Origin of the sequence: Ruminococcus intestinalis (assembly GCF_014288065.1) — a bacterium.
In the GTDB taxonomy this organism is placed as follows: Bacteria; Bacillota; Clostridia; order Oscillospirales; family Acutalibacteraceae; genus Ruminococcoides; species Ruminococcoides intestinale_A.
The window spans coordinates 57,895-80,269 of sequence record NZ_JACOPS010000002.1 but is presented as its reverse complement, the minus strand read 5'-3'; the positions used below and the strand labels follow the sequence as shown (position 1 = coordinate 80,269).

At 39.7% G+C, this 22,375-nt stretch carries 11 protein-coding genes and 1 riboswitch; of the genes, 6 read left to right on the top strand and 5 right to left on the bottom strand.

Annotated features, from left to right (window positions below; genetic code table 11):
* Nucleotides 1-112: 112 nt before the first annotated feature.
* Together pulA (H8R91_RS04580) and pulA (H8R91_RS04575) are read left to right on the top strand one after the other, a co-directional pair.
* Nucleotides 113-2,986, top strand: coding sequence for a type I pullulanase (gene pulA / locus H8R91_RS04580; RefSeq protein ID WP_186935075.1), 2,874 nt, complete (start codon nt 113-115; stop codon nt 2,984-2,986).
* Between the two features lie 59 nt (nt 2,987-3,045).
* Entirely contained in the window at nt 3,046-6,216 is a 3,171-nt protein-coding gene (gene pulA / locus H8R91_RS04575) for a type I pullulanase (RefSeq protein ID WP_186935074.1), read from the top strand.
* Nucleotides 6,217-6,531: 315 nt separating this feature from the next.
* On the opposite strand, the gene H8R91_RS04570 is transcribed toward pulA (H8R91_RS04575), so the two are convergent.
* From H8R91_RS04570 to gltB, 3 genes are all read right to left on the bottom strand, one after another.
* Nucleotides 6,532-7,821, bottom strand: a complete 1,290-nt coding sequence (locus H8R91_RS04570) for a hypothetical protein (protein WP_186935073.1) — start codon at nt 7,819-7,821, stop codon at nt 6,532-6,534.
* A gap of 176 nt (nt 7,822-7,997) precedes the next feature.
* Nucleotides 7,998-9,482 carry a glutamate synthase subunit beta gene (locus H8R91_RS04565; protein WP_186935072.1) on the bottom strand — a complete coding sequence of 495 codons (1,485 nt, stop codon included), beginning with the start codon at nt 9,480-9,482 and terminating at the stop codon, nt 7,998-8,000.
* A 14-nt stretch (nt 9,483-9,496) separates the two neighbouring features.
* Nucleotides 9,497-14,044: a glutamate synthase large subunit gene (gene gltB / locus H8R91_RS04560; protein ID WP_186935071.1), complete on the bottom strand. Its 4,548-nt coding sequence runs from the start codon at nt 14,042-14,044 to the stop codon at nt 9,497-9,499.
* 514 nt (nt 14,045-14,558) lie between these two features.
* Between gltB and H8R91_RS04555 the strand changes: the two genes are divergently transcribed.
* Both H8R91_RS04555 and H8R91_RS04550 read left to right on the top strand, forming a co-directional pair.
* Nucleotides 14,559-16,652 carry a glutamine synthetase III family protein gene (locus H8R91_RS04555; RefSeq protein WP_186935070.1) on the top strand — a complete coding sequence of 698 codons (2,094 nt, stop codon included), beginning with the start codon at nt 14,559-14,561 and terminating at the stop codon, nt 16,650-16,652.
* 112 nt (nt 16,653-16,764) lie between these two features.
* Entirely contained in the window at nt 16,765-18,465 is a 1,701-nt protein-coding gene (locus H8R91_RS04550) for an ammonium transporter (protein WP_186935069.1), read from the top strand.
* A 196-nt stretch (nt 18,466-18,661) separates the two neighbouring features.
* Here the strand turns inward: H8R91_RS04550 and H8R91_RS04545 are convergent, their stop codons facing one another.
* Entirely contained in the window at nt 18,662-19,642 is a 981-nt protein-coding gene (locus H8R91_RS04545; RefSeq protein ID WP_186935068.1) for an asparaginase, read from the bottom strand.
* Between the two features lie 39 nt (nt 19,643-19,681).
* On the bottom strand, nt 19,682-20,905 hold the full coding sequence (locus H8R91_RS04540; RefSeq protein WP_186935067.1) for a chloride channel protein: 1,224 nt from the start codon (nt 20,903-20,905) through the stop codon (nt 19,682-19,684).
* A 54-nt stretch (nt 20,906-20,959) separates the two neighbouring features.
* Nucleotides 20,960-21,031: riboswitch (Fluoride riboswitch) on the bottom strand.
* Nucleotides 21,032-21,299: 268 nt separating this feature from the next.
* Between H8R91_RS04540 and H8R91_RS04535 the strand changes: the two genes are divergently transcribed.
* The gene (locus H8R91_RS04535; RefSeq protein ID WP_186935066.1) at nt 21,300-21,845 is read left to right on the top strand and encodes a DUF3793 family protein; all 546 of its coding nucleotides are present in this window, start codon (nt 21,300-21,302) and stop codon (nt 21,843-21,845) included.
* 23 nt (nt 21,846-21,868) lie between these two features.
* Nucleotides 21,869-22,294, top strand: coding sequence for a flavodoxin (locus tag H8R91_RS04530; protein ID WP_022233933.1), 426 nt, complete (start codon nt 21,869-21,871; stop codon nt 22,292-22,294).
* The last annotated feature ends 81 nt before the right edge of the window (nt 22,295-22,375 follow it).

Genomic DNA, 22,375 nt, shown 5'->3' with positions numbered 1-22,375 from the left:
AAACAGTATGATTTTGGTCAATACTAAAACTGAATATTTTGTTTCTGATAGCGGCTTGGTAAGCAGACAAGAATTCTGAAAGGTATTGCCGCAGAGTCAGGAGGCATTTTTATTGTTATTAAAAAGATTAATTACAGGAGTATTAACGGCAATGATTATGGCAGGTATGTGCGCATCGGCAATCAGTGCGGCGGAAGAAAAGAAAGTTGAAAACAAAAAGGTTAATTATCAGACTTATGAAGCCGAACTTGATAAAACAGCTTATTCGGGCAGTGACCTCGGTGCGGTTTGGTCTGAAGATTCAACTACTTTTAAAGTTTGGGCGCCTAAGGCTGCTACGGTAAAGTTAAATCTTTATGAGCACGGCAGTGACGAAGAGGGCGACGGCGGTTCTATTGCCACAAAAACAATGGAGCTTGACAAAAAAACAGGCGTATGGAGCATAAAAGTAAGCGGTAACCTTGCAGGAAAGTATTATACTTACAGCGTTAAAAACGGCGATACGGTTACCGAAACAGGAGATGTTTATGCAAAAGCCTGCGGTGTAAACGGCAAGCGCAGTATGGTAGTAAACCTTAACAGTACAAATCCGGATGGTTGGGAAAACGATGTTCATGTAACTGTTTCAAATCCTACCGAGGCATCTGTATGGGAAGTTTCCGTTGCCGATTTTTCATCTTCGGAATCAAGCGGCGTATCTAAATCAAACAGAGGTAAATTCCTTGCTTTTACAGAGGAAGGTACAACTGTAAACGGTATTCAGGGCGGTACACCAACATGCGTTGATTACCTTAAAAAACTCGGTGTTAAGTATGTTCAGATTATGCCTTTCTGCGATTTTGGCTCTGTTGACGAATCAAAAGACATTATGTCGCAATACAATTGGGGCTATGACCCTGTAAACTATAACTGTCCCGAGGGTTCGTATTCTACAAATCCTTATGACGGTAATGTTCGTATCAAAGAATGTAAGCAGATGATACAGGCACTTCATAATGCAGGTATCGGCGTAATTATGGATGTTGTTTACAATCATACTTATTCAACGGATTCCGTATTCCAAAATACAGTTCCTAACTATTATTACAGAATGAACGAGGACGGTACATTCTCAAACGGTTCGGGCTGCGGCAACGATACTGCATCCGAACACAAGATGTTCCGCAAGTATATGATTGATTCTGTTACTTATTGGGCAAAGGAATATCATATTGACGGTTTCCGTTTTGACCTTATGGGCCTTCACGATGTTGAAACACTTAATCAGGTAAGAGATGCGCTTGACAAACTCTATGACAACGACATCGGCAAAAAGATTATTATGTACGGTGAGGCTTGGAATATGCCGACTGCTTGCAATGAAGGCACGGTAATGGCTAATCAGGGTAACCTCAAGCAGCTTAACGACCGTATAGGTGCTTTTGACGATACTATCCGTGATGCAATCAAGGGCAGTACAGGCGGTACAGACGGTGCATTTGTGCAGGACGGAAGTAAAAAGGGCAACCTCAAGGTTGGCATTGCAGGTCAGTCCGACCGTACTTCGGGTTGGGCAAATGTTCCGTCACAGTGTGTAACATATGCGTCTTGTCATGATAACCTCTGTCTTTACGATAAACTTGTTGATTCGGTTTACGGCAGAGATTCTGAATACAGAAAGCGTTATGAAGATTTGGTGGCAATGAATAAACTTTCAGCCGCTATTGTAATGACATCACAAGGTATTCCGTTTATGCTTGCCGGTGAGGAATTTGCAAGAAGCAAAGACGGTGACGAAAATTCCTATGCGTCAAGCCGTGAAAAAAATATGCTTGATTGGAACAATATCAATGAATACAGCGATATTGTTGAGTATTACAGAGGTTTAATGCAAATCAGAGAAGAATTTGCGGCATTTAAAGATTGCACGGCAAAGAGTGCAAATGCAATTAATTATTTAAACGACTTGCCAAAAACAGTTGTAGGTTACAAACTTAACAACACAGAGCAGGGCAAATGGAATCAAGTTTGCGTTCTCTTTAACGGCGGCGATGAGTCACAGAATGTTAAAGTCGAAGGCAAGTGGGTAATCGTTGCGGACAACGAAACAGCAGGATTAAGAAACCTCGGCGAAGTTGACGGCAGTGTAGAGGTTAAAGCTCATTCGGCTGTTGTTATGGCTGATAAGCAGGGCTTTGACAATGCACAGCTTACAATCCGTGAGGGTGCGGTAGTTGTAAATTATTATGACAATAAAACACATGACCTTATTTCTACCCAAACCGTAACAGGCGGTATCGGTAAGGCTTATGACCTTGCTGAAAATGCTTTTACTCTTAACTATGACATAAAGAAAACCGACGGTGACGCAAAAGGGTTCTTTACAGACGGAGTTCTTCACGCTAAGGTTTATGTTGAAAAGTACGATGGCACTTTTTCAACAGTTACTTACCACTTTGTTGATAAAGAGAGCGGTAAAGATTTAGTTGACAGCTATTCAATTAAAAACAGAACAGGGGTTGAGTATTACACCCCCGAAATTCCCGGTATTGAAAATTACAGACTTATACTCGACGAACTTCCGAACAATGCTTCCGGTGTTCTTCCTAACAAAGATTTTGATGTAACCTTTAAATACGAAAAGATTGCGGATGATGACAAGTCAAAGGACGAATGCAGAGTAAATGTAATTTATATGGACGGCAGCGGTAAGGTTGTTGAAAAGACAACTCTTACAGGTGCAGAAGGAGAGGCTTATACGGCAGAAGAAAAAGAATTTGAAGATATGACATTAAGATTTGTTCCGTCAAATGCGAACGGTAATTTTACAAAAACAGAAGTTAATGTAATTTATTCATATTCAAACGACCCTGACCCGCTTAAGTCGGTTATGGTTGTTGTATATATTGCCGCAGGTCTAATTCTTGCAGGATGCGTTGCAAGCACTCTTTATACAAATATTAAAAGGAAAAAGGCTTTTGCCGAGTCTATGGATATAGACGAATGATTTTAGGTAGTTATTCCCACAAGGGATAGATTATAAAAATAAAAGGAGGAAATAAAACTATGAAAAATACAAAGAAATTTGTATCTGTTGTCCTTGCATTTTGTATGCTCGGTACAACAACAGCAGTTACTTCAATGGCTGCAACAACCGATGCGGAAACAGTATCAGGCGGTTCTGTAGCAGTAGATACAACTGCTACAAAAGCACTCGAAGAACTTGACGCAAATTACAGATATGATGGAGATGACCTCGGCGTTACATACACTAAAGATGCCACAACTTTCAAAGTTTGGTCACCTACAGCAACTGACATTAAGGTAAATATTTTTACAAAAGGTTCAGATGATGAACAGGGAGCAAGTAAGGTAGCCTCTTACCGGCTTGAGAAAGAAGACACTACAGGCATTTGGAAGATTAAGCTTACTGGCGAATGGAAAGACTACTACTACACCTACACAATCACAGTAGTTAATCCTACAACAGGCGAAACAACAACAAGTGAAACACAGGATGTATACTCAAAGGCAGTCGGTGTAAACGGTAACCGTTCAATGATTGTTGATCTCGACTCTACAGACCCTGACGGTTGGGACAAGGACACTCATGTATTCCAGGATGAGGTTACAGACAGCACTGTTTGGGAACTCCATGTAAAGGACTTCTCATATGACGCTTCTTCAGGTGTATCTGAAGAAAACCGCGGTAAGTACCTTGCATTTACAGAAAACGGCACAACACTTAACGGTGAGGGCAACATTTCTACATGTATTGACTATCTAAAAGAACTTGGTGTTAATACAGTACAGCTCAATCCATTCTATGACTATGCTTCAGTAAACGAGGCAGGCAACGATGAGCAGTTTAACTGGGGCTATGACCCACAGAACTACAATGTTCCTGAAGGCTCTTATTCTTCAAATCCATATGACGGTAATGTAAGAATTAAGGAATGTAAGGAAATGATTCAGGCACTCCATGATGCAGGCATCAGCGTTGTAATGGATGTTGTTTACAACCATACATATTCAACAGACTCTTGCTTCCAGAAGACTGTTCCTAACTATTACTACAGACTTAACAGAGCAGGCAAATTCTCAAACGGATCGGGTTGCGGCAATGAGTGTGCAACAGAGCGTGCAATGTACAGAAACTATGTTATTCAGTCTTGCCTCTACTGGGTAAATGAGTACCATATTGACGGCTTCCGTTATGACCTTATGGGTATTATGGATGTTGAAACAATGAATCAGATCAGAGATGCTCTTGATCAGGTTGATAATAGGGTTACAATGTGGGGCGAAGCATGGACAGGCGGCGACTCATACCACCCAACAAACACTTGTGACGGTACAAAGTTTGTGCCGGCTATTCAGTCAAACGCAGGCTCACTTAGCGAGAGAATCGGTATCTTCAATGACTCTGTTCGTGACGCTATCAAGGGCGGTGCTATGAGCATTGCAAACACAGGTTTTGTTCAGGGCTCAAAGGGTGCTGCTAAGGGTATTTCTTTCGGCTTGTTCGCTAACTCAAACGGTAACTACAAGTGGAAAGCTAAAGCTCCTTCACAGTCAGTTACATACGCTGACTGCCACGACAACGCTGCTCTTTACGATCAGCTCGTTGCTTCTACAGCTTCAGGTGACTACGGCAACCGTTACGAAGACCTCGTTAAGATGAATAAAATGGCAGGTGCTATTGTAAATACTTCACAGGGTATTTCATTTATGCTTGCAGGTCAGGAAATGGCTCGTACAAAGTACGGCGATACAAACAGCTACAAGTCTTCACCTGAAATCAACAAGATTAACTGGAACAACATTCTGGAGTATCAGGATCTTGTATCTTACTACAAGGGACTTTACGAAATCAGAAAGAACTTTACACCATTCACAGCAATGGATAAGTCATATTCATCAGCTTACACACTTAACAAGTCAATGGGCAGTGCATTCTCTAACCAGGTAGCGTTTACTGTTAAGAATGATCAGCCTGACGAGTGGCAGACAATGGCTGTTATCCACAACTCAGCTAAAAAAGCAGAAGAAGTTAAGCTCAAGGATGAAAGCTGCACAGAGTGGGTAATTATTGCTAACGATAAGACAGCCGGCTTAAAGAACCTTGGTGAGGTTTCGGGTTCAACATTTACAGTGCCTGCAATTTCAACAGTAATTGCTGTTGACAAGGCAAGCTTTGATAAGCTCGCTCTTGATGATGGTATGGGTCAGGTAACTGTAAACTATGTTTACGAAAAGACCGGCGAAAACCTCGTAGATCCTGAAGTAATTCAGGGTACAATCGGTACAGGTTATACAACAGCCGAAAACTCAAGCATTAGTAATACATATATATTGAGCAAGGTTGAAGGTCCTGCAACAGGCACTTATTCAGAAACACCGGCAGTTGTAACATACTACTATGATGACTATGTTCCTGAATCATTCAAGAACGCAGACTTTAACAATGACGGTGCTATTGATGTTCGTGATGTAACATTAATGCAGTCTATTATTACAGATCCTGCAAGTGTAGATGCTGACACATATGCAAAGATAGATGTAAACTACGATACAAGGAAAGATGTAAATGATGTTACAGCTCTTCAGACTTATACTACCGGTAAGCCGGTATCATCGGGCAGTGTTACAGTAAACCATTTCTACACAGCTGAGGACGGCACAGTCGAAAAGATTACTCCTTCAACAGTAATTTCGGGCAGAGTAGGCGATGAATACACAACAACAAGCTACCGTACAATCGGTTATACTGTTGATACAACAAAAACACCTAAAAATGTAAACGGTCACATTCCTTATGGTGTAGATATGAGCGTTGATTACTACTATGTAGCGTCAAGTATGGATGTTAAACTCCATGTTAAGCACAATGGTTCACTTACTTGGAATCCGTCACTTTGGCTCTGGGGTTCAGATACAAACGGTGTTGATGCTGACAACTACACAACATCAGGTGAATGGCCGGGCGATACACTTACAGAAATGGATGAAAACGGTTGGTATGTTAAAGACTTCACTTGTACAAAGGCAGGTTCTTACAATATAATTGTTTCTGACACAGGTACAAATCAGACAATTGACTATAAGGGCTTTATTGACAACGAGCTTTGGATTGTAATCGATGACTCTAATGTAATGGGTGGTACATACCTCACATTCTATACAGAGAATCCGGATAATAACCCAAATGCACCAATCGCAGTTCCAATTAGCTAAGCTAATAGTTAAATAATTCAAGCCGACCTCGAAAGGGGTCGGCTTTTGCTATGTATGTGAAGTTAGTTTTTAAATAAAAAATAAAAAATTAGAGATATAACTGTTAGTAATTATTAATTTAAAATATTTTATATTTGTTATCTTTACATTAAAAATTCCTAGCCATTTTCAAAGAATTATAAGTTTTAAAAATTATTTTTTACAAATTAATATTTTACTCTGAGTTTAAACTATAAGAAATATAACAAAATATTGTAATACTCATTTTGTGAAAAATAACGAATATTGCGAGCGTTATTTATATATTCGGACTTTTTAATTAAATAAAGCACGACATCTATCATTATTTAAAATAATGCTGCAAATAGTTTGAAGAGTAGGTGCTGATTGTGTATTATACCTATAATAGGTTAAAATATCAGTGTTTAATTCTTCAATAAAAATATTTCCCTCATAATTGGGTTCTATCTTATTTTTAATTTCATAATAATTATTACTGCCAAAAAGAGTTTGAATATCAGGGTTGATAAAATCTAACACTGTAATAGTAAGCATTTCAAAGTATACGTTAATAGGATTAATACCACTACCAATATAATATGTATTATTTTCAACAACGTGTAGAAGTGGTTCGCTTTGTATTTTATTCAAAGATGTTTTATACGAAAATTCTCTTACATTAAAAATTTCTTCATAAATCTCTCTTGTTATGTTATAGGCGATACCTTCTTTTCCTAATCGCTCATTCAAGTCCTTATATCTAAAGTCACTTGTTTGTTGAAATGTACTTCCTGGTACTGCGTTTATTAAGCCTTGACTTTCTGCGACACCATTTCCTCTTTGATGTATCAAAATATAATTTGATATTTTATCATCTTTCCTTACATTTTTTAGTACTAACAATGTAACAATTCCTATTGTTGAAAATCTATTGGAAAAATCATATATAGAATTATTATTTCTTATTATTAATTTATTTTTATTTTTATAACTTAATGCAAGTTCAAGGCCATATGGAAAGCAAGAATTAATAAAATCAAAATAAAAACCTTCTTTAATTGTTATTTTGATAGTATTGTCATCAATATCAATATTGCTTAAACCATAACAAGGTAGATTGTAAATATGAGAATTTTGATATATTAGTAGATTATCAGATAGAGAAAGATCATTATTAGGCAAAATATTGTATTTTTTAAAAGTTTTTTTAATAATTGAATAATCTGAATTGTTTTGCTTGGTATCTGCGATAAGTGATATTTTGCTAATTGGAATAGGATTTTTATCTAAACACATCCAGTCATTTTTATAAAATAATAGATTTTCATTGTTTTTATTTATGCTAAATTCTATATCATTAAGATATTGTCTTAATTGATATTGATTTTGAGAAAAAATTGAGTATATAGAAGAAAATTTTTCTTTTCTGTTTTCTTCTTCACTTTCTCTATATTCAACTATTGCTATGATTGTTGCAGAAATTGCAAGTATTATATTAAAAATATCAACAAATTTACTCCAAATTTCAGAGGGCAATAAAATTGAAATTACGAATAAAAAAATGATTATAATCGGTATTAGTATTAAATACTTTTTGTTATTCATGATATTACCTCTAATTTAATTTAATTTTAACATATTATAACATAAAAATATATAAAGATATAGTGGTTTTAAATTTATTTACATTTATAAACTTATATGTTTTGCAAAAGCAAATGCACAACGATAAAAACCGTTGTGCATTTTTTAGATAATGGAAGATTTAATTATTATTAAATTTAAAGATTTGTGTAACCTATAAGGCTTAAATCAACCTCTTTGGCAACATCTCTGCCTTCACGAATTGCCCATACTACAAGTGACTGTCCTCTGTGCATATCTCCGGCTGTAAATACATTTTTAACATTTGTTGCGTGGGAGCCTTCTGCGGTTGCCACATTTGTTCTTGCGTTTACTTCAACGCCAAATGCTTTTGTAACATAACTTTCCGAACCTAAGAAACCTGCCGCAATGAGTACAAGCTCAACATCAACAGTGTATTCAGAACCCTCGACTTCTTTCATCATAAGTCTGCCTGTCTTTTCGTCCTTTTCAGGCTTTAACTTAACAAGAACAGCACCCTTAAGGTTGCCCTTGTCATCGGAGATAAATTCTTTTACCGTTGTCTGATAAACTCTTGGGTCATGACCGAATACCTCAATAGCCTCTTCCTGGCCGTAATCTGTCTTGCAGACTCTCGGCCACTGCGGCCATGGGTTGTCGGCAGTACGCTTGTCGGGTAATTTTGGCATCATTTCAAGCTGGAGAACTGATTTAGCGCCGTGACGAATACTTGTACCTACGCAGTCATTACCTGTATCGCCGCCGCCGATAACCATAACATTTTTACCTTTAGCGGAAATATAAGTGCCGTCCTTTAAGCCGTTGTCAAGCAATGCTTTAGTAGTTGATTTAAGAAAATCAACAGCAAAGTAAATGCCTTTAGCTTCTCTGCCTTTAACCTTAATATCTCTTGGGTTGGATGCGCCGCAGCAGAGTATAACTCTGTCGTATTCGTCAAGCAATTTTTTAGCTTTTACATCTTTGCCTACATTGACGCCTGTTTTAAATTCAACGCCCTCTTCTTTCATAATAGAAATTTTACGGTCGATAACTTCTTTTTCAAGTTTCATATTCGGAATACCGTACATAAGCAAACCGCCTACACGGTCGGAACGCTCGAATACAGTAACAGAGTGACCCCTCTGATTGAGCTGGTCAGCGGCGGCAAGTCCCGAAGGACCTGAGCCGATGATTGCAATTTTTTTACCTGTTCTTACCTTTGGAGGATTTGCCTCTGCAAGTCCCTGTTCGTAAGCATTTTCGATAATGCCGTACTCGTTTGCTCTTACGGTAACAGCATCACCGTTAGCGCCGCAAGTGCAAGCCTTTTCGCAAAGGGCAGGGCAGACACGGGAGGTAAACTCCGGGAAGTTATTTGTAATTTTAAGTCTGTTATATGCCTGTTCCCAACAACCTTTGAAAATAAGGTCATTCCATTCAGGAATAAGATTGTTAAGAGGACAGCCGGAGAATGCATTGCCAATCTGCATACCTGCCTGACAGAACGGAACACCGCACTCCATACATCTTGCGCCCTGCTTTTCCTGATCCTTTTTGCTTAAAGGTGTGTGAAATTCATTATAGTTTTGTATTCTTTCTTTGACTGAAAATGCCTCGGCATCTTCACGATTATAATCCATAAAACCTGTTGGCTTTCCCATTATTGTTGCCCTCCTTACTTATTGTTGATAATCTGATAGAATGCTTCAATTTGAGCCTGTTCACTGCTAAGACCTTTTTCTTCCATAGAAGCAATCGCAGACATCATTTCTTTGTAATCGTGAGGAACGATTTTCTTGAACTTTGGAAGATACTCGTCAAAGTTATCAAGAATTTCTTTACCCTTAGTTGAGCCTGTTGCGGCTGTGTGTTCCTCAATGAGGGATTTAAGCTCTATAATATCGTACTTTTCTTTAACTTCGGAGAAGAGTACCATTTCTTTGTTAAGCTTTGTATAAAGATCTCTGTCCTCGTCAAGTACATAAGCTACACCGCCCGACATACCTGCGGCGAAGTTTTTACCTGTTTTACCTATAACTACAACTCTGCCGCCTGTCATATATTCACAGCCGTGGTCGCCTAAACCCTCAACAACTGCTACGGCACCGGAGTTTCTTACACAGAAACGCTCACCTGCAACACCGTTGATAAATGCTTTACCGCTTGTAGCACCGTAGAAAGCAACATTACCGATGATAATATTGTCTTCAGGTTTGAAAGTTGAACCCTTTGGAGGATATACAATAAGTTTACCGCCTGACAAACCTTTACCAAAGTAGTCGTTGCTGTCGCCGACAAGCTCAAGTGTAAGTCCCTTTGGAATGAAAGCACCAAAACTCTGTCCGCCAGAACCGTTACATATAATCTTAAATGTATCGTCTTCAAGCTTATCGTCAAACGCTTTTGTGATTTCAGAACCGAGAATTGTACCGAATGAACGGTCTGTATTCTTAACATCAACAGTAATTGTCTTGCTCTTACCGTTTGCAAGGTTAGACTTAAATTCCTTTAAGAGTACCTTTTCGTCAAGTGTAGAATCAAGCTTAAAGTCATAAAGATTCTTTTTCTTGTATTCAATCTTATTTGAAACAAAGTCAGTGTTGAGAATATTTGAAAGGTCAACCTCGGCAGCCTGTCCCTCAATATTGTCTTTTCTCTTAATAAGGTCAATTCTGCCGACAAGCTCATCAATAGTTTTAACACCGAGCTTTGACATATACTCTCTTAACTCCTGCGCAACAAAACGCATAAAGTTCATTACATATTCAGGCTTACCCATAAATCTCTTTCTGAGTTCAGGGTTCTGGGTAGCAACACCAAACGGGCAAGTATCAAGGTTACATACTCTCATCATAGCACAGCCGAGTGTTATGAGCGGAGCGGTAGCAAAGCCGTATTCCTCAGCACCGAGAATAGCCGCAATGGCAACATCTCTGCCGTTCATAAGTTTACCGTCTGTTTCGATAACAACCTTGTTTCTGAGGTCATTCATAATAAGAGTCTGATGAGCCTCGGCAAGACCAAGCTCCCATGGCAAACCTGCATTGTAAATTGAACTTCTCGGAGCAGCACCTGTACCGCCGTCATAACCCGAAATAAGGATAACGCCTGCGCCTGCCTTTGCAACACCTGCTGCAACTGTACCTACACCACATTCAGAAACGAGCTTTACAGAAATTCTTGCGTCTGTGTTTGCGTTCTTAAGGTCATAAATAAGCTGTGCAAGGTCTTCAATTGAATAAATATCATGATGAGGAGGAGGGGAGATAAGTGATACACCCGGAGTTGAGTGTCTTGTCTTTGCAATCCAAGGATATACCTTTTTGCCCGGAAGATGGCCGCCCTCGCCCGGCTTAGCACCCTGTGCCATTTTAATCTGAATTTCATCGGCAGATGTGAGGTACTTTGAAGTTACACCGAATCTGCCAGATGCAACCTGCTTGATAGCAGAGCAACGGTTGTCGGCTGTGCCCTTTGTGAGAAGTCTTTCAAGGCTTTCGCCACCCTCACCCGAGTTTGATTTGCCGTGTAATCTGTTCATTGCAACAGCAAGAGCCTCGTGTGCTTCCTGTGAAATTGAACCGTATGACATAGCGCCTGTTTTAAATCTGCGAACAATTGAATCAACGCTTTCAACCTCGTCAATCGGAACAGGAGTTTCGGCATAATTAAAGTCAAACAATCCTCTGATATTTACAGGGTCCATTTCTTCTGAAATCATATGAGAATACTTTTTATAAAGCTCATAGTCGCCTGTTCTTGTTGACTGCTGGAGCATATAAATTGTCTGCGGGTTATAGAGGTGTTCTTCCTTACCGCTTCTGAACTTATGGCTGCCTCTTGATTCGAGTTCAGGGTTTGTGTTAAGTCCGAGTGGGTCAAATGCGGAAGTATGAAGTCTGTCAACATTCTTTTCAATATCCTTTAATGTGATACCGCCTATTCTGCTGACTGTGCCTGTAAAGTAATTGTCAATAACATCTTTGCCGATACCGATTGCCTCGAAAATTTGTGAGCCATGGTATGACTGGATTGTTGAAATACCCATTTTAGATGCAATCTTAACTATGCCATGAAGAATAGCGTCATTGTAGTCATCAACAGCCGCATAGTAATCCTTGTCGAGAAGGTCATCTGCGATAAGCTCGTGGATAGTTTCCTGCGCAAGGTATGGGTTAATAGCACTTGCACCGTAGCCAAGAAGTGTAGCAAAATGATGTACCTCTCGTGGCTCGCCACTTTCAAGAATGATAGCGCATGATGTTCTTTTCTTGGTAACAACTAGGTGCTGGTGAACTGCCGAAACCGCAAGCAATGACGGAATAGCAAGGTGGTTTTCGTCAACGCCACGGTCCGAGAGGATGATGATGTTTGCACCCTCGCTGAAAGCCTTGTCTGTTTCAATAAAAAGTCTGTTGATAGCCTTTTTAAGGCTTGTGTTTTTATAATAAAGAATCGGAACGGTGGCAACCTTAAAGCCGTTGATATGCATATTTTTGATTTTAAGAATATCCGTAGAAGTAAGAATTGGATTATGAATCTTAATTACCTTACAGTTTTCCGGCTTTTCTTCAAGAATGTTGCCGTCCTCGCCGATATAAATTGTTGTTGATGTTACAACTTCCTCACGAATTGCGTCAATAGGTGGGTTTGTAACCTGTGCGAAAAGCTGCTTAAAGTAATTGAAAAGCGGCTGCGGCTCTTTTGAAAGTACGGCAAGAGGACTGTCTGTACCCATTGCTGAAATCGGCTCGCTTGCATTTTTAGCCATAGGGAGGATAGATGTCATAACCTCTTCATATGTATAGCCAAATGCTTTCTGGAGGCGCTGTCTTTCGTCATAAGAATGTTCCTCAACCTTTACATTAGGAATCTTGAGGTCTTTAAGACGAACAAGGTTGCTGTCAAGCCATTCGCCGTACGGCTGTTTTGACGCATAATATTCCTTAAGCTCGTCATCGTCGATAAGTTTGCCCTGTACAGTATCTACAAGGAGCATTTTACCGGGACGAAGTCTTTCCTTAGTGACAATCTTTGCGGGGTCAATAGGAAGTGCACCGACTTCTGATGAAAGAATAAGGTTGTTATCGTCTGTAATGTAGTATCTTGACGGACGAAGACCGTTTCTGTCAAGAACCGCACCCATAATATCACCGTCAGAGAAAAGAATTGAAGCAGGGCCGTCCCATGGTTCCATCATTGTAGCGTAGTACTGGTAAAAATCTTTCTTTTTCTGAGAAATTGTGTGGTTTCTGTCCCAAGGCTCAGGAATTGTAATCATAACGGCAAGAGGAAGCTCCATACCGCTCATTACCAAAAATTCAAGAGTGTTGTCGAGCATTGCGGAGTCCGAACCCTCAGTATTTACAACAGGGATAACCTTGTCGAGGTCGCCTTTGAGGTGCTCCGACTTCATTGTTTCTTCACGGGCAAGCATTTTGTCTGCGTTGCCTCTGATTGTATTGATTTCACCGTTGTGAACAATCATTCTGTTTGGATGCGCTCTCTGCCAGCTTGGGTTTGTATTGGTAGAGAATCTTGAGTGAACCATAGCGATTGCAGATTCATAATCAGGATCCTGCAAGTCTGTAAAGAATCTTCTTAACTCGCCTACAAGGAACATACCTTTATATACAATAGTTCTGCTTGAGAGAGAAACTACATATGTATCTTCGTTGCTCTGCTCAAATACTCGTCTTGCAACATAAAGTTTACGGTCAAAAGGCAAGCCTTTCTTAACACCTTTCGGACGCTTGATAAAGCACTGCATAATGTGAGGCATACATTCAACTGCTCTTTTGCCAAGCACATCAGGGTTAGACGGAACATTTCTCCAACCGAGAATCTCAAGTCCCTCTTTTTCCGCAATAATTTCAAACATTTTTTTAGCCTGATTTCTTGCAAGCTCGTTTTGAGGGAAGAAGAACATACCTACAGCATAATCTCTCTCCGCAAGAAGCTTGATTCCAAGATCTCTCTGGGCTACTTTTTTGAAAAACTTGTGTGAAATCTGGAGCAAAATACCTACGCCGTCACCTGTTTTGCCTTCGGCGTCTTTACCTGCTCTGTGCTCAAGGGTTTCTACTATAGTAAGAGCATTTGCAACCGTATCGTGAGTCTTGATACCGTTAATGTTTACAACCGCACCTATACCGCAGTTGTCATGCTCAAACTGAGGAGAGTAAAGTCCCTTAAAGTCTTGTCTGTTTGAGATTTGTTCCAATTTAATTCACCCTTTCCCGCTCAATTCTTCAACATTTGTTCTACACAGCATACTATATAATATAGTATAGTAAATGGAGTACGATAAATGGATTGAGCTGTTAAATACATTTTATATTTTTGCTAAAACATATTAATTATATGTAAAATGTATGCTTTGAAATATTCTGTCGCAAAACAGCACATTTGCAATAACTTTATTATATAGCCTGTTACTATAGTTGTCAATAGAAAAATGCAACTTTTTTATAACAAACTTTCATATTTTGCAAGAAACCCGACAAAAAATCAATAAACTAATGTTTAAAAGTAGAATAAGTGCAGGAAAATTACTTAAACTTGCAAAAGCTGAAATATTTTTTGAAAAAATTTTAAAAAAGCTATTGACAAATAACGCAAAAGGGTTTATACTACAGACAATGACAAACAGCAAGGGCGCTGTGAGCCGAAAGGTTCACAGTGCCTTTTTGTTTTCTAAAAATAATTTCTTTAAAAAACGGATAGGAGAGATTAAAATGGCAAAAGTTCCTGAATTATTTGGCAGTATGGTATTTAACGATCAAATGATGCTTGAGCGTCTTCCTAAGGCTACTTACAAGGCACTTAAGAAAACAATCCAGAATGGTGAGCCTCTCGACGAGAGCGTAGCTAATGTAGTTGCAAGCGCAATGAAAGATTGGGCTATCGAAAAGGGCTGCACACACTATACACACTGGTTCCAGCCAATGACAGGTATCACAGCAGAAAAGCATGACAGCTTTATCACACCGAACGGTGACGGTCAGGTTATCATGGAGTTTTCAGGTAAAGAGCTTGTAAAGGGCGAGCCTGATGCATCTTCTTTCCCAAGCGGCGGTATTCGTGCTACTTTTGAGGCAAGAGGTTATACAACTTGGGACCCGACTTCATATGCTTTTGCTAAGGACGGTACACTTTACATTCCTACAGCATTCTGTTCATACACAGGTGAGGTTCTCGATAAGAAAACACCTCTTCTTCGTTCAATGGAGAGAATCAGCACAGAGGCTTGCAAAGTTCTTAATCTTCTCGGCAAAACAGATGTTACGAGAGTTACAACAACAGTAGGTCCTGAGCAGGAATACTTCCTTATAGATAAAGATGTTTATGACCAGAGAAAAGACCTTATCTACACAGGCAGAACACTCTTTGGTGCAAAAGCTCCTAAAGGACAGGAACTTGACGACCATTACTTCGGCGCAATCAAGACAAGAGTTGCCTCTTTCATGGCAGACCTTGACAACGAGCTTTGGAAACTAGGTATCCTCGCTAAGACAAAGCACAACGAGGTTGCTCCTTCGCAGCACGAGCTTGCTCCTATTTTTACAACTACAAATATCGCAACCGACCACAACGAACTTACAATGGAAGTTATGAAGAAGATTGCTGAAAAGCACGGTCTTGTTTGCCTCCTCCACGAAAAGCCTTTTGCAGGTGTAAACGGTTCAGGTAAGCACAACAACTGGTCAATTTCTACTAATACAGGTGAAAATCTCCTTGATCCGGGTAAAACACCTGAAAACAATATTCAGTTCCAGCTCTTCCTTGCAGCTATCGTAAAGGCTGTACACGAGTATCAGGATCTTTTAAGAATCTCTGTTGCATCGGCAGGTAACGACCATCGTCTTGGCGCTAACGAAGCACCGCCTGCAATCATTTCAATGTATCTCGGTGATGACCTCGGCGCATTGGTTGACTCAATCATCAACGGTACAGAGTATGTAAGTAAGGGCAAAATTAAGATGTCAACAGGTGTTGATGTTCTTCCTGACTTCAAGAAAGACACATCAGACCGTAACAGAACATCACCGTTTGCTTTCACAGGTAACAAGTTTGAGTTCAGAGCACTCGGTTCGGCTCTCAACATTGCTTGTCCTAACATAATGCTTAACACAATGGTTGCCGAGGAACTTTCAGAGTTCTATGATGAGTTGAAAGACGCATCCGATCTTGACGCAGCGGTTAAGGCTCTTATTAAAAAGACATTTACAGAGCATCAGGCAATTATCTTCAACGGCAACAACTATGCACCTGAATGGGTTGAAGAGGCAGAGAAGAGAGGTCTTCTTAACCTTAAATCACTTCCTGATGCAGTTGAGCATTACATTGATCAGAAGAATATTGACCTCTTTACAAAGAACAAGATTTATTCTGTAGATGAAATTCATGCAAGATATGAGATTGAGCTTGAAAACTATGCTAAGATTATCAATATCGAAGCACTTACAATGATTGATATGGCTAAAAAAGATATGATTCCTGCCGTTACTTCATATGTAAGAGAGCTTACAGATACAGCGCTTGCTAAGAAAGCTCTTTCAGACGCAATCCCAACATCAGTTGAGGAAGACCTCATTACAAGTCTTTCAAACAAACTTGTTTGCTTCAGCAAAAAGACAGCAGAGCTTGAGAACGCTGTTATCGGCGCAAGCGAATATGAGGGCGATGTTCTTGCTTATGCTAAGTATTACAGAGAGAGCGTATTCTCGGTAATGACTGAACTTCGTGCAATCGGCGACGCTATGGAAACAGAAACAGCCGCTGATTACTGGCCATATCCTTCATACGGCGAAATGCTTTACGGTGTATGATCGATTGACTGATTTTTAAATTTTCAATTTGGTGACACAATGGCGTGTAACGAACAGACAAAAACTGTTTGGTACACGCCATTTTTGTTATTTTAAAAAAGGGGAGATCTATATGGCAGATATGATTTTTGGCAGTACAGGCGTATGGTATATGATAGGCGCCTTGCTCGTATTCTTTATGCAATGTGGTTTTGCGATGGTAGAAACCGGTTTTACAAGAGCGAAAAACGCCGGTAATATCATTATGAAAAACCTGATGGACTTCTGTATCGGTACAGTTGTTTTCAGCTTACTTGGTTTTGGACTTATGATGTCGGAAAACTATATTGCAGGTTTCATCGGCGTTCCTAATCTTACAATGTTTACAGATTGGGCAAGCTTTGATTGGAACTCATTTGTATTCCAGCTTGTATTCTGTGCTACAGCCGCAACAATTGTTTCCGGTTCTATGGCAGAGCGTACAAAGTTCTCTGCATACTGTGTTTACAGTGCAGTAATTTCATTGGTTGTTTATCCTATCGAGGCAGGCTGGGTATGGAACGGCCAGGGTTGGCTTGCACAGCTCGGTTGTATTGACTTTGCAGGTTCAATCGTAATTCATATGGTTGGCGGTATCTCTGCTCTTGTAGGCGCAATCATTCTCGGACCTCGTATCGGTAAGTATGGCAAAAACGGTAAGGTAAACGCTATCCCGGGTCACAGCATCACACTTGGTGCTTTAGGTGTATTCATTCTTTGGTTTGCTTGGTACGGCTTTAACGGTGCTGCTGCAGAAGACGGTTCAAGACTCGGTCAGATCCTTCTTACAACAACAATCGCTCCGGCTGTTGCTACAGTAACATGTATGCTCTTTACTTGGATTAAGAACGGTAAGCCTGATGTTTCAATGTGTCTTAACGCTTCACTTGCAGGTCTTGTTGCAGTAACAGCAGGTTGTGCAGATGTTGATGCTATCGGTTCTGCAATCATCGGTATTGTTTCAGGTATCCTCGTAGTAGTTGCAGTAGAATTTGTTGATATTAAACTCAAGATAGATGACCCGGTTGGTGCATTCTCAGTACATGGCGTAAACGGTATGTGGGGCGGCCTTGCAGTAGGTCTTTTTGCAACAGGCAACGGTCAGGACGGTATCACAGGTCTTTTCTACGGCGGCGGTTTTGCACAGCTCGGTAAGCAGGCTCTCGGTATCCTTTGCGTAGCATCTTGGACAATCGTTTGTATGATTATCGTATTTACAATCATCAAAAAGACAATCGGTCTTCGTGTAACTAAGGAAGAAGAAATGAAGGGTCTTGATATTTGCGAGCACGGTCTTGTAAGCGCATATGCAGACTTTATGCCAATCGGCGTTGGTACAGCTTCACTTGACGAAACATTTGATGTTGAGGGCAATGTTCCTGTAACTAAGGCAGTTCCTGTTCAGCTTGCAGGCAAGTATGATATGGCTACCGACGGTACAAAGATTACTAAGATTGATATTCTCCTTAAGCAGTCAAAACTTGAGGCACTCAAGGAAGAAATGGATAAACTCGGTATTACAGGTATGACAGTATCACAGGTACTCGGTTGCGGCGCTCAAAAGGGTAAGGCAGAGTATTACCGTGGTGTTGCTATTGAAAGTAATCTCCTTCCTAAGATGAAGGTAGAAATCGTAGTTTGCAAAGTTCCTGTAAAGGCTGTTGTAGATGCCGCTGTAAAGGCACTCTATACAGGTCATATCGGTGACGGCAAGATCTTCATTTATGATGTTGAAGATGTTGTAAAAGTAAGAACCGGTGAAACAGGTTACGATGCAATGCAGGATATTGAGTAATCCTATTAAAATTACCTATCCTTTTTAATTCACATAAACCGAGGGGGTCGACACGAGAAATTGTGTCGGCCCTTTTGGCATAACGCACATCAAAACAGCACCGCTTTTTTGATCCGCCCCCAAAAAGTCAGACTAAGAATCTAACGGTTTGGAGGTCACATCACTTTGTCGGTGCTGTAGTTTTATGTTTATAGATTTATAATATATCTCCGCCGATGGATTTTGAAAAGGCTTTATAAATGTCTTTTGCATTGTTTTCGCATAATATCCATAGCTTAATATAAGCAGAAATCGGAGTGACAGTAGGGAGTACCTGAATGCCTAATTTTGAATAAAGTTCTTTGCTTTCGTAAAAAAATCCTGCCTCACTGCCTGTTAAAAATACAGGAATGTTAAATTGTTTGGCTGTATTGCAGAATTTCTCCAAATCTTTGCTTGCGGTATTAACAGTTCCCGAATGATAGCTTTCCGTCAATACGGCTTTAATATTTTTATTAAGCTGCGGATAAGCCATTCCAACATACGGTGTAATTTTAAGTACAGGGGAAGTTGATTTGAAAACAGGCATATTCTCAAATTTTATTTCATCTTGCTTTTCTGTATAATTGATATTTTTAATAAAATTGCCGTTAATGATTTCACCGTAGTAAATATTATTAACGCTTTCGATTTTATCCGAATAAGCAAGGTGTTTTTGCAGGCGAGAGGCACGGTGAATGTTTGCATGCTCGCCGTTATTTTTGTATGCGACAAATACACCTTTATTATTGCCTGATTTAATGAAATCCACGGCAGCGGAAAAATTCTCGAGTCCGTTTGATTTTTCGCTCTCGAGCGGATAATTTGCAGACACAAGCACAATAGGAGTATTACACAAGCCGAACATATAAGAAAGCACAGCGGAAGTGTATTGCAGTGTATCTGTACCGTGAGTAACAATGATGCCGTCATAATTATTTATATTTTCTTTGACGGAATTATAAAGTGAATTAAAATACTCGCCGTTTAAGTTTTCGCTAAGTACCGTGTAAGGAGAGATCGCATCGAATTCAGCATAACCTCCGTTTTGTTTGTACATTTCGATTAACTTGTAACGGGTGCTTGAATCGGGAGAAATTACACCGTCATTGTAGCAGCTGCCTATAGTTCCGCCTGTAAAAACAACTAAAATTTTCATACAGCACCTCCGATTATTTCTTTTTATATTGTATCATATTTATTCGGAAAAATCAGCCTTTGCTGAAAACAGACTTTTACTTAGCTTTCTTTCCTGTGAAGAGTAAATTCCCGACTTGCCCGACGCTATAAAACTTATCAGACTTGCAAATACAAAATAAGGCGCGGCTTCGGCGCCGAAAAGCTCAATACCGAGCATAATTGTGGTAATCGGTGTGTTTGCGGCAGAACCGAACACGCAGATTAAGCCAATTGCCGCAAGAAAACTCGGTTCAATGCCGAATAAATTTGCATACCAGCCGCCGAATGACGCCCCTATGTCAAACAACGGAGTTACTTCACCGCCTTGAAATCCTGCTCCGAGTGTGAGCGTTGTCAAAATGAATTTTACGGGCATATCGTACCAATTTGCATTGCCCTCGAATGCGGTTGTTTGCTGCCAAGTGCTAAGTCCTTCATATTTGTTGAGATTTAATAAAATGATTAGCAATGTGACAACAACAGAGCCTGCCAATGCAGAGAGAACGGTATTTTTAAAAATTTTTGCGTATAATAATTTTAAATATTTGACCGCAAGAGCAAATAATTTTCCGAGAAGTCCGAAAAATACAGATGCGGAAACAAATATCAATATAAGTTTAAAATCAAAGTTAGGAACACTTGCGATAGTATGTACTTCGTGTGTTGCGCCGAGCAAAAGCGTAACAGCATTTGCCAGATAAGATGATAAAAAGCATGGAATAACAGCGCTTGCGGAAAGCTGACCTATGCAGCAAACTTCCATACCGAAGAATGCACCTGCAAGCGGAGTGCCGAATACGGAGCCGAATGCCGAACTTAATCCGCTTAAAATGATAGTTTTTCTGTCCTCTTTTTTAAATCCGAACTTGTCGGCAACATTGCTTGTAAGAGCGCCGCCGATTTGAACGGCAGTGCCCTCTCTGCCTGCCGAGCCACCCGAAAAGTGTGTCAGCAGTGTAAAGAAGAATGTAAGAACTGCAAGCCTTTTAGGTACTTTTACACCCTCGTTTGCACTCTGAATTATAAGATTGTTGCCTTTTGAGGACTCACCGCCGTATTTCTTATATACAAAAGCGGTAAGCATACCCGAAAGTGGCAAAAACCATATGCAATAAGGAAAAGACTCCCTGAATACGGACGATAATCCGAGCATTTTTAAAAACACGAAAGAAATTACGCCCATAACAACGGCACAGCAAAGAGATGCCGTCAATACCTTGAAATCAACAAACTTTCTTTTCATAATTCACCTCAAAATTTTGTAATAAAAATGGCATAAAAAAAGCCAATGCCCCTGTATAAAACAGAAGTCATCAGCAAAAGCGGTTTCGGAAAAAATCCGTGGGAGAACCTCATTCCCATACATATATTGTGCATTTATGGATATAGTATATACTGTACCGACAAAAAATGCAAGAGCAAAAAATAAATTTTAAAAATTTAAAAATAGGTGTTGACAAATAGAGAAAGATGTTGTATTATAATTATGCGAAAGGTTAGCGACAACTAACTTAAAGCAAGAATCTTTCCATTATTGTAATTGTGCCTCTATAATTACAGAAATAAATGTAAATCAACGCCTGTAAGGGCGTTAATTATGAAATAATAGTTAGTTAAAGCTAACTAAAAGGAGTATTATGTCTGAAGAAATTTTAGTCCGCCACTGCTCACCGACATTGGCGAATATAAAAACAGGAAATTTGGTTAATTGCCGAATTGACAGCGTATATAGGCTGAAAAAAGATATTATCTCCCTTAACTCTGTTCTCAACGCAAAAGGTGTGTCAATCCGTGTACTGTACTGTTCGTCCGAAAGAGCGTTGATTTATGTTTATCGTCCGGAAAAATTAAACGCAGATATGCAAAACGGCAAAAACAAAAAGTTTTTAAATTTAATAGGGTATAGAGGAACTACCAATGATGAGCTTATAAACGAGCTTTCGGCAAGAGTTTATTCTTGCGGCGGATTTCCTCACGAGATAGGATTGTTTTTAGGCTATCCGATTGACGATGTAATAAGTTTTATTGAAAATAAAGGAAAAAACTTTAAATGCTGCGGATGTTGGAAAGTATATCACGATGAAGATAATGCTAAAAAGACATTTGAAAAGTACAAAAAATGTACTAATATATACTGCAAAAAATATTTGCAGGGTTCGTCGCTTAAACGACTTACCGTATAAATTTACAAAGGAGTAATTAATTTATGAGTAAAATAGCAGTAGTGTTCTGGAGTGGAACAGGCAACACAGAGGCAATGGCTGACGCTGTTGCAGAGGGCGCAAAAGGCGCAGGCGCAGAGGTTTCTGTATTTAATGTAACAGATTTTTCTGCAGATAAAGTAGACGAATTTGACGCAATTGCATTCGGTTGCCCGGCAATGGGTGCCGAAACACTCGAGGACAGCGAGTTTGAGCCTGTTTTTAATGAATGTGAACCAAAGCTCAACGGTAAGAAAATTGCCCTCTTCGGCTCATACGGCTGGGGTGACGGCGAATGGATGAGAACATGGGAGGAAACCTGTAATTCGGCAGGCGCAGTTCTCGCAGCAGAAAGTGTTATCTGCAATGATGCTCCCGATGACGAAGCCACGGCAAACTGTAATGCACTCGGTGCAGCACTTGCAGGCTGATAAATTAACCAATCCCTTATACATTTCATATTTTTTCTTAAAGACTGTCGCTTGTAATGAGCGGCAGTCTTTAATTGTAAA